Annotated in this window: 11 protein-coding genes; 6 read left to right on the forward strand and 5 right to left on the reverse strand. The window is 66.1% G+C overall.

Features of this window, described 5'->3' with window-relative positions; translation table 11 throughout:
* The first annotated feature begins 257 nt into the window (after nt 1-257).
* Nucleotides 258-920, forward strand: a complete 663-nt coding sequence (locus FNJ47_RS18810) for a VTT domain-containing protein (RefSeq protein WP_163155665.1) — start codon at nt 258-260, stop codon at nt 918-920.
* 3 nt (nt 921-923) lie between these two features.
* Here FNJ47_RS18810 and FNJ47_RS18815 read toward each other — a convergent pair whose 3' ends face one another.
* Nucleotides 924-2,147 (reverse strand): citrate/2-methylcitrate synthase, encoded by a 1,224-nt coding sequence (locus tag FNJ47_RS18815; protein WP_163155667.1) that lies wholly within the window; start codon nt 2,145-2,147, stop codon nt 924-926.
* A gap of 76 nt (nt 2,148-2,223) precedes the next feature.
* On the opposite strand from FNJ47_RS18815, the gene FNJ47_RS18820 reads away from it, so the two are divergent.
* The gene (locus FNJ47_RS18820) at nt 2,224-3,318 is read left to right on the forward strand and encodes a citrate synthase/methylcitrate synthase (RefSeq protein ID WP_163155669.1); all 1,095 of its coding nucleotides are present in this window, start codon (nt 2,224-2,226) and stop codon (nt 3,316-3,318) included.
* A gap of 256 nt (nt 3,319-3,574) precedes the next feature.
* Here FNJ47_RS18820 and FNJ47_RS18825 read toward each other — a convergent pair whose 3' ends face one another.
* A complete protein-coding gene (locus tag FNJ47_RS18825) occupies nt 3,575-4,210 on the reverse strand; it encodes a J domain-containing protein (RefSeq protein WP_163155671.1) in 636 nt (211 codons plus the stop codon).
* A gap of 109 nt (nt 4,211-4,319) precedes the next feature.
* Between FNJ47_RS18825 and FNJ47_RS18830 the strand changes: the two genes are divergently transcribed.
* Together FNJ47_RS18830 and FNJ47_RS18835 are read left to right on the forward strand one after the other, a co-directional pair.
* Nucleotides 4,320-4,595 carry a BolA family protein gene (locus FNJ47_RS18830; RefSeq protein WP_028338206.1) on the forward strand — a complete coding sequence of 92 codons (276 nt, stop codon included), beginning with the start codon at nt 4,320-4,322 and terminating at the stop codon, nt 4,593-4,595.
* Nucleotides 4,596-4,671: 76 nt separating this feature from the next.
* Nucleotides 4,672-5,121 (forward strand): hypothetical protein, encoded by a 450-nt coding sequence (locus FNJ47_RS18835; RefSeq protein WP_163155673.1) that lies wholly within the window; start codon nt 4,672-4,674, stop codon nt 5,119-5,121.
* Between the two features lie 175 nt (nt 5,122-5,296).
* On the opposite strand, the gene FNJ47_RS18840 is transcribed toward FNJ47_RS18835, so the two are convergent.
* From FNJ47_RS18840 to FNJ47_RS18850, 3 genes are read right to left on the reverse strand one after another with little or no spacing between them, the layout of a single operon-like run.
* Nucleotides 5,297-6,604 carry a CNNM domain-containing protein gene (locus FNJ47_RS18840; RefSeq protein ID WP_163155675.1) on the reverse strand — a complete coding sequence of 436 codons (1,308 nt, stop codon included), beginning with the start codon at nt 6,602-6,604 and terminating at the stop codon, nt 5,297-5,299.
* A 17-nt stretch (nt 6,605-6,621) separates the two neighbouring features.
* Entirely contained in the window at nt 6,622-7,764 is a 1,143-nt protein-coding gene (gene aroB / locus FNJ47_RS18845; protein ID WP_163155677.1) for a 3-dehydroquinate synthase, read from the reverse strand.
* Nucleotides 7,761-8,393: a shikimate kinase gene (locus FNJ47_RS18850; protein ID WP_163155679.1), complete on the reverse strand. Its 633-nt coding sequence runs from the start codon at nt 8,391-8,393 to the stop codon at nt 7,761-7,763. The genes aroB and FNJ47_RS18850 overlap by 4 nt, the downstream gene beginning before the upstream one ends.
* 145 nt (nt 8,394-8,538) lie before the next feature.
* On the opposite strand from FNJ47_RS18850, the gene FNJ47_RS18855 reads away from it, so the two are divergent.
* Together FNJ47_RS18855 and FNJ47_RS18860 are read left to right on the forward strand one after the other, a co-directional pair.
* Nucleotides 8,539-8,685: a hypothetical protein gene (locus tag FNJ47_RS18855; RefSeq protein WP_016843561.1), complete on the forward strand. Its 147-nt coding sequence runs from the start codon at nt 8,539-8,541 to the stop codon at nt 8,683-8,685.
* 16 nt (nt 8,686-8,701) lie between these two features.
* On the forward strand, nt 8,702-9,616 hold the full coding sequence (locus FNJ47_RS18860; protein WP_235999957.1) for a tyrosine recombinase: 915 nt from the start codon (nt 8,702-8,704) through the stop codon (nt 9,614-9,616).
* Nucleotides 9,617-9,623 lie beyond the last annotated feature (7 nt).

Genomic DNA, 9,623 nt, shown 5'->3' on the forward strand with positions numbered 1-9,623 from the left:
TTAATCGTTTGGCTGCGGATGGGGTGCTTCGCACAAGCCTAGCAGAGAGCAACGGCCGGCAGAAGCCCGCGGGTAAATCAAAGTTCCGTTGTTCTATCATAAAGATAAGAGCGAAACTCGGTTTTTGGAAGGCTGCTCTGCAAATCCCGCCGTACTTTTGCCGCAGCGCCACGGCGGCCTGCCAGTCCGGGGCACTTTTCACCACGGCGGGGAGTTGTTAGCTCTCGGACCTGTTTCACCACTGCCCAAGGGATTCTGTGACTTCATTCCTTGACCCATTGATTGCGTTCGTTTCGGCCCATGCCTGGCTCGCCTATCTGACGCTGTTTCTGGCCGCCCTGCTGGAAGCCGTGCCGATGGTCGGCTCCCTGGTGCCGGGCTCGACCATCATCCTGGCGCTGAGTGCGCTGGTGCCGGGCGGCGAATTGAAGCTCGTGCCGGTGCTGGCCGCCGCGGCCGCCGGCGCGATGCTCGGCGACGGCACCGCCTACATGATCGGCCACCGCAGCCAGCGCGAGATCCTGTCGGCCTGGCCGCTCTCCAACTACCCGCGCGTGGTCGCGCAGAGCGAGGCCTTCTTCAACCGCTGGGGCGTGCTCGCGGTGTTCTTCGCCCGCTTCGTGCCGCCGATCCGCGCCTTCGTGCCGATCACGGCCGGCGCGCTCGACATGCCGCCGGCGCGGTTCTACGCGGTCAACATCCCTGCGATCCTGCTCTGGGCGCCGGCGCATGTGCTGCCCGGTGTGCTCGCGGTCACGGCGCTGCACGACTATGCCGGCCTGCCGCATCATCAGCATGTCGGCAAGCATCTCTGGATGTTTGCGGTGGCAGGCGGCGCCGTCATCCTCGCGCTGGCGATCTGGACCATCCGGCGCCGGCATGGCGGCGGCCTGATCGAACCATCCAAACCGGCAGAATAAAAGCTAAATACTATTGGTCGAACCGGCCCGCCCGGGTGCCGGGCCGACATAGCGGGCGCGAGGCCTGATCAGCTTGCCGAGCTGAAGCTGCTCGCTGGCATGCGCGATCCAGCCGACGCTGCGGGCCATGGCGAACAGCGCCAGCTCGCTCCCCGCCGGCATCCGCAGCGCATGCACCAGCACCGCCAGCGCGTAATCGATGTTGACGAACTCGCCGGTCGCCTCCGCGATTCTATCAGGCACTTCCCTGGTGAATTTGCGCGGCGCACCGGCGCGCGTCAGGGCCTCGAGCAGCGAGATCGCCCGTGGATCGCCTTTCTTGTAGACGCCGTGCCCGAAGCCGGCGAAGCGCTCGCCGAGCGCAACCCGCTCGCGGACCACAGGCGCGACGTCATTGTCGATCATGGTCCTGACCAGGCGCGAGGCGAGCACGCCGGCGCCGCCATGCATCGGCCCTTTCAGCGCGACGAGACCCGCGATCACGGCGTCGTACAGGTTGAGCCCGGTCGATGCCGCGCAGCGCACGGTGAAGGTGGACGCATTCAATTCATGATCGGCCAGCAGCACCAGCGCGCGGCGAATAAGGTCCGGCGCATGCTTGTTGTCAGGCGTCCAGACCCGCGCCACCTGCTCATGCAGCGGCTCTGCCGATGGCACAGCATTCAACATGGTCGCGACCAGCAGCCGCAGGATGCGGCCGCCGACCATCGCGCGGCCATCGGGCGCGCGGGTGAAGGCGCCGGGATCGGCACTTGCCGCCAGCGCAAACACCGCGACCGTCCGGTCGATCGGCTGGGCGCGGCGCGCGGCTTCCGCGATCGCGCGCATCTCATCCGAGACGTGCGGACAATTGTCCGGCGCGAACGGATCGACGCCGGTGACATCCCACAGCAGTGTCGCGGTGTGCTCCAACGTATCGCGTTGGGCGAGATCGACGCAGTTCACGCCGCGATAGATCGGGCCCTGCTCGGTGATTGTTGCGATCGCCGAATCCATCACCGGCAAGTCCGCATCGAAGTTTCGGAGCCCGCGCGGCTCCGGCGACGGTACGCGGCGCTCCTTCAAACCCCTGATGTCCTCGGCACGGTAGCGATGGCTGCGCGAATCCGGCGACGGCTCCGAGCGGATCAGGCCGCGGCTGACATAGGCGTAGAGGGTCGCCGGCGAGATCGCGAGCTCGGCGGCGGCTTCGCGAGCGGAGAGGTAAAGCTCGGCGGATTTTTTCATATTGATTGATATAATCAAGATTGATCAACTCGTCGAGAGGCCCGACCTTGAAGGGGTGAAGCAAGGAGATCGGGCCATGAACATGATTCTCACCAAGAGCCAGATCGGTCTGGACGGCGTACCCGCCGCCGAGACCGTGTTGAGCCATGTCGACGGCGAGCGCGGCGAGTTGATCATCGCCGGCGAGCACGTCGCCAACCTCGCAGGCAAGTCGAGCTTCGAGGCCGTCACGACGCGGCTGTGGAACGGCGCCACCGGCAAGTCGCTGAGCGAAGCCAATGTCCGCGCCAGCCTCGGCGCCGCCCGCGAACGCGCCTTTGCGCGGCTGCCGGACCTGCTGCCGGCGACGCACGGCATGTCGATCGTCGACGGCTTCCGGGCCGCAATCGCAGGCCTGCGCGCCGAGAGCGGGCTGGAGCACGAGGCGACCATTGTCGGCGCCTTCCCGGTGATCGCGGGCGCCCTGGTGCAGAACGCCAAGGGACATGCCCCGATCGCGCCGGACCCGAACGCCAGCCACGCCGCCGACACGCTGCGGATGCTGCGGGGCCGCAAGGCCGAGCCGCGCGAGGTCGCCGCACTTGACGCCTATTTCGTCACCGTCTGCGATCACGGCATGAACGCGTCGACCTTCACCACGCGGGTGATCGCCTCGACCCAGGCCGATCTGTTTGCGGCGATCACCGGCGGCTACTGCGCGTTGACCGGCCCGCTGCATGGCGGCGCGCCGGAGCCGGTGCTCGAGATGCTGGATGCGATCGGCACGCGCGAGCGCATCAAGCCCTGGGTTGACGGCGCGCTCGCACATGGCGAGCGGCTGATGGGGTTCGGCCATCGCGTCTATCGCGTGCGCGACCCGCGCGCCGACGTGCTCAAGGTTGCGATCGAGCGCCTGGAGGCCAGCGGCGCCGACCTGCCGTTTGCCGGCGAGGTCGAGGCCTACATCCGCGCAGCGCTGCGCAAGAAGAATCCGGAGCGGCCGCTCGAGACCAATGTGGAGTTCTTCACCGCGATCCTGCTCGACGGACTGGAGATCCCGCGGCAGGCCTTCACGCCGATCTTCGCCGTGGCACGCGCCGCCGGCTGGACCGCGCACGCGCTCGAGCAGCGGCGCACCGGCCGACTGATCCGGCCGAGTTCGTCGTATGTCGGGGCGGTGCCGAAGGACTGAGAGCTGACCGTAGCCCGGGTGGAGCGAAGCGAAATCCGGGAACGGTGTGACCGCGGAGGGAGGAGCCCCGGATTGCGCTGCGCTTCATCCGGGCTACGAGACTTTTCTCCTTCCCCCTGAAAGGGGGAAGGTCGGGATGGGGGTCAGCCGCAGACGACGGTGTTCGCGGAGAGAGTAGATCCCCACCCGCTTTGCTCTGCGAGCAAAGCGACCTCCCCCTTTTCAAGGGGAGGTGGAAGCCAGGCGCGCGGACGACTTACGCTTCGCGCACCACGGTCTTCAGATAATTATACGCCTTGATGATCTCGATCAGGCGATCCTCGGTGGAGCGGTCGCCGCCGTTGGCGTCGGGATGGTGCTGCTTGACCAGCGCCTTGTACTTGGCCTTGACGTCTTCCAGCGTCGCCCCGGCGCCGAGCCCCATCACCAGCAGCGCCTTGCGCTCGGCGTTCATAACCTTGCGCGTCTCGGGCTTGGGCTCCGCGCCGCCTGGACCCGGGCGCCAGCGGCCGCGGCCGTTGAGTTCGGAGAACACGTGGAACGGATCGGAGGCGGCATCGAGACCACTCTCCTTCTTGCCGTTGTTGGCACCCATCTTCCAGGTCGGACGGTGGCCGGTCAGCGCGTCCTTCTGGTAGCGCGCGACGTCGTCAGGATTCATGCCCTGGAAGAAATTGTAGGACTGGTTGTACTCGCGGACGTGATCGAGGCAGAAGTGCCAATACTCGCGCGAATTCTCGCGGCCCTTCGGAGCGCGATGCGCGCCCTTGTTCTGGCAACCCGCCCACTCGCAGGCGACAGCCTGCTCGCCGGCTTGCGCCTGGCGCTTCGCACTCACCTTGGTCGGCTTGATGCGAATGGAGTCGAAGAATTTAGATGAATCGATGGCCATGTTCTCTTTGACTACGCAATGCACAATTCTTCAAGTCTTGACATTGCGCAGACCTCGTTTCCCGCTTGCACCATTGACGAAAAGCTGTCGCGGACCTAACTCCGCCGCCATGAGCACCAAAGACGCTATCATAAACAAGTTGCGTGAAGCTTTCTTGCCCGAAAGCCTCGACGTCGTCGACGAGTCACACCTGCATGAGGGCCACGCCGGCCACAGGCCCGGCGGCGAGACACATTTCAGGGTATATATTGTGTCTCCGGCCTTCGAAGGGAAGAGCCGGATCGAACGTCATCGCATGATAAATGCGACGCTGGCGCAGGAACTCGCCGGCTCGGTGCATGCGCTGGCGATCCATGCACACGGCCCCGGGGAAAAGCCGCGCTAGTCCGGGCTTGCCTCAAGACGAAGCGGCGGTTTTCCGTTATGAGAATAGCACCTCCGCGCTTTAGATGGGGCCGTTGATGATCTCTTGCTGGCCACGTTTCCGGTCGATTGTCACCGCCGCCGGCCTGCTCCTGATCTGTGCGATGCGCCCGGCCTTGGCGCTGGATATGCCGAGCCCGTTCGTCCAGGAGGTGCTGATCAAGAGCATCCTGGTCTCGCTCAACGACGCCGTGGCCGCGAACAATTTCACCGTGTTCCACGCCAAGATCTCAAAGCCGTTCCGCGACCAGTTTCCACCCGACAAGCTGCGGACCATCTTCAAGGATCTGGTCGACAAGCACGCCGTGTTCGACGCCGTGGTGGCCAAGCCGATCGTGCTCGATGAGGACGCCAAGATCGACGACAAGGGCGTGTTGCGGCTGAAGGGCCATTTCGACACCACGCCCAAGCAGGTGAAGTATCAGCTCGGCTTCATCCCCTCCGACGGCGCGTGGAAGCTGTCGGGCATCTCGATCGATATCGAGTAGCTTCTGGCAGACTACCAGTCCCGTCATCCTGAGGAGCGCGTAGCGCGTCTCGAAGGATGCACGGCCACCGGCTGGGCCGTCGACCCTTCGAGACGCGCGCGATGCGCGCTCCTCCAGCGACAACGGCGAAGCCGTTGCGCGGGGGGGACGGTACCGGCAGCCTAGCCAGCTCCAACTAGAACGCTGTCCCCGCTCGCTTCGGCTTCTTCTCCTCCAACTCGGCCTCGCGCGGCACGGCGACGATGCGCAGCGCGGTGATGCGGTTGCGCTCGCGGCGGAGCACGCGAAAACGGAAGCCGTGGAAGGTGAAGCTCTGGCCGCGCTCCGGGATCGAGCGCGCCTCGTGGATCACGAGGCCGGCGACCGTGGTCGCCTCCTCGTCCGGCAGGTGCCAGTCCATTGCGCGATTGAGATCGCGGATCGGCACCGAGCCGTCGACCACGACCGAGCCGTCCGGCTGCGCGCGCACGCCGGCAACGACGACGTCGTGCTCGTCGGAGATGTCGCCGACGATCTCCTCCAGAATATCCTCCAGCGTCACCATGCCTTCGACCTCGCCGTACTCGTCGACCACCAGGGCGAAGTGGGTCTTGCGGCGGCGGAACGCCTTCAGCTGTTCGGAGACCGGACGCATCTCCGGCACGAACCACGGCGGCAGCGCGATCGCGGAGGCATCGATCGCGGACATGTCGCCCTCATTGGCGCGGATCGCGCGCAGTAGGTCCTTGGCATGCAGCACGCCGACGATGTTCTCCGGCTTCTCCCGCCACAGCGGGATGCGGGTGTATTCGCTGGCTAGCACCTCGCGCACCAGCTCCTCGGGCGGCAGGTCGGCGTTGACCATCGTCATCTCGGTGCGATGGACCATCACGTCTGAGACCTGGAGCTCACTGAGGTCCAGCAACCCGCCGAGCATGTCGCGGTCCTGCTTCTCGACCTTGCCCTCGTGGTGCAGCAGATCGACCGCGCCGCGCAGACGCTCGGTCGGCGACAGGATGGCCTGATAGGCCCCCATCTTGATTCCGAGCAGCCGCAGCAAGGCCCGGACGATGGCTTCGATGACGGTCAGGAGCGGACCGAGCACGAACACGGTCAGCCGCATCGGCCGCGCCACCAGGAGCGACACCCGGTCCGGCGCATTGATTGCGACGGTCTTGGGCAGCACCTCCGCGAAGATCACCACCAGCACCGTCATGACGCCGGTGGCATAAAGCACGCCGACATCGCCGAACCAGGCGGTGAAGATGCCGGTCGCGAGCGCGGAAGCACCGATATTGGCGATGTTGTTGCCGAGCAGCAGCGCGCCGATCATCCGCTCGCGCATCGCGATCAGGCTGGACACGACGGTCGCCTCGCCGTTGCCCTGCTTCGACAGGCGCAGCATGCTGGCGCGCGAGGCGCCGGTCAGCGCCGTCTCACTCGCCGAGAAGAACGCGGAGACGAGCAGACAGAGCAGCACGATCGAGAAGGTCAACCATCCCACTGAAATGATCCGTGGCTTTAGGCCTTCAGCTTGGCTTGCAGGAAGTCGCGCACCAGCTGTGGCTCGACATTGTTGGCAATCACCGCGCGGCCGACCGCCTCCAGCAGGATGAAGGTGAGCTTGCCGCGCTTGACCTTCTTGTCCTGCGCCATCAGCGCCAGCAATGCGTCGGCATCGGCGAGGCCTTCCTGCGTGAAGCCTGCGATGTCCTGCAGACGTGTCGGCAATCCTACCGCGGAAAGATGACGCGCGATGCGGGCCGCATCGTCGGACGAAATCATGCCGAGCTGCGCCGAGAACTCCGCCGCCAGCACCATGCCGACCGAGACGCCCTCGCCGTGGAACAGGCGATCCGAGAAGCCGGTCGCGGCTTCCAGCGCATGGCCGAAAGTGTGCCCGAGATTGAGCAGCGCGCGCTCGCCGGTCTCGCGCTCGTCGCGGGAAACGACGCCGGCCTTGGCACGGCAGGAGGTTGCGATCGCATGCTCGCGCCCGGCGCCGCCCGCGAAGATGTCGGCGTGGTTCTGCTCGAGCCAGGCGAAGAAAGCCTCATCGCCGAGAATTCCGTATTTCGCGACCTCGGCGTAGCCGGCGCGGAACTGGCGCGGCGACAGCGTGTCGAGCACCGAGGTGTCGGCGATGACCAGCACCGGCTGGTGGAATGCGCCGATCAGGTTCTTGCCCTGCGGCGAGTTGATGCCGGTCTTGCCGCCGACGGAGGAATCGACCTGCGCCAGCAGCGAGGTCGGCACCTGCACGAAATCGACGCCGCGCCGCAGGATCGCTGCCGCGAAGCCGGCGAGGTCGCCGACCACGCCGCCGCCGAGCGCGATCACCAGATCGTTGCGCTCGATCTTCGCCGCGATCAGCGCTTCGCTGACCTGCGTCAGCGTGGCGTAGCTCTTCGAGCCCTCGCCTTCCTCGACGACGATCCGCGACGTCGGTACGCCGGCGGCAGCGAGCGACGCCTCGGCCGGCTCCAGCCAGTGCCTGGCGACCGTACGGTCGGTGACGATGGCGGTCCGCACACCGGGTCGCAGCGCCGCGACACGCTCTCCCAAGGACTGCAGCACGTCGCGGCCGATGACGATGTCATAGGCGCGGTCGCCGAGTGCGACATCGACGGTAATGGAGGCGGAGTGTTTCAGGGGCGCAGTCATGAGGTCGCGTTCAATCCATCATTTGGTGGCTCGCCGGCCGAACGCACGCCGCACAGATGCGCATGCAGGGCCTCGAGGCATTCGTCGACGATGCGGTCGTGCGGCACGTCGCGCGAGGCGATCGTCAGATCGGCGTTCTGGTAGACCAGCTCGCGCTCGCTGAGCAGCCGGTTGACGGTCGCCTCGGGGTCGGCGGTCTGCAGCAGCGGACGATCGGCGCGGCGGCGGACCCGCCGCATGATGATATCACTGTCGGCCTTGAGCCAGATCGAGATCGCGCGGTCGCGGATCCGGTTGCGGGTCTCCTCGCGCATGAAGGCGCCGCCGCCGGTCGCCAGCACGACCGGGCCATTGTCGAGGATGCGGGCGATCACCCGGGCCTCGCCGTCGCGAAAATAAGGCTCGCCGTGGGTCTCGAAGATCTCCGGGATGGTCATGACCGCCGCGGTCTCGATCTCGGTATCGGCATCGGTGAACGGCAGCTTGAGCCGCGCCGCCAACCGCCGGCCGATGGTCGACTTGCCGGCTCCCATCATGCCGACCAGCACGATCGACCGCGTCCCCAGCGCGGCCGCGATATCGGCCTCCAGGGTCGGGTTGGCTTGTGCCGGGACGGCTGCGTCGGACATCAAAAAGCTCGGATATTGGGACGAATTGTTCAGAATTCGAGCCACCTATACTACCCCCGGCGATACCGTTACCAGCGACTCTTGCAACCGCGCGGGGAACATGTTGGGTGATTTCATTGGTTAATTCGCTGCCCGAGTCGCCTCCATGCCCAGCCTGTTCCGCTTCCTGACGGTCGTCGCCGTGATTTTCGGGATCGGCTACGGCATCGTCTTCGCGCTGGCGAATTTCGTGCACCCGAAACCGCGGGAAATGACCGTGACCATCCCGCCGGATAAGTTCCTCAAGAAATAGGCGCTATGATTCTGGCATGCCCGCTGCAGCCAAGATTCCCGCCAAGCCTCTCATCAAGTCCTCCGACGCCAAGCTGACCGCGTTGTTCCTCGACATGCTCGCCGCGGAACAGGGCGCAGGCGTCAATACGCTCGACGCCTACCGGCGCGACCTGACGGATTTCTCCGACTACCTCGCCCGTGCCGGCGTCGATTTCACCAGCGCCGACACCGAGACGCTGCGCGGCTACCTCGCCGACCTCGATACCAGAGGCTTCAAGTCGACAAGCGTGGCGCGGCGGCTGGCGGCGATGCGGCATCTCTACCGTTTCCTGCTCAACGAACGGGTCCGCGGCGACGATCCGGCCGCGATCCTGTCCGGCCCGAAGCGCGGCCGCGGCCTGCCCAAGGTGCTGTCGATCCAGGATGTCGACCGCATGCTGACCCGCGCCAAGGAGCTGACCCAGACCGACGTCTCGCCGGCGCAGCGGCTGCGTGCGCTGCGGCTGTATTGCCTGCTCGAGGTGCTCTACGCCACCGGCCTGCGAGTCTCCGAGTTGGTGTCGCTGCCGGTCACCGCGGCGCGGCGCGATGCGCGGATGATCGTGGTGCGCGGCAAGGGCAACAAGGAGCGGCTGGTGCCGCTGAACGAGGCCTCGCGCCAGGCGATGGCGGACTACCTCGCGGCGATGGAAATCATGCAGCCGAAGGCGAAGAAGGCAGCAGCATCGAAATGGCTGTTTCCCTCCTCCGGCGAGAGCGGCCACCTGACCCGGCAGCATTTCGCGCGCGACCTGAAGGAGCTCGCGAGCACCTCCGGCCTGGCGCCACGGCTGGTCTCCCCGCACGTGCTGCGCCACGCCTTCGCCAGCCATCTGCTGCACAATGGCGCGGACCTGCGCATCGTGCAGACCCTGCTCGGCCACACCGATATCTCGACCACATGGGTGTAGATCTGGG

This window comes from Bradyrhizobium uaiense, from assembly GCF_010811875.1.
Lineage (GTDB): Bacteria > Pseudomonadota > Alphaproteobacteria > Rhizobiales > Xanthobacteraceae > Bradyrhizobium > Bradyrhizobium uaiense.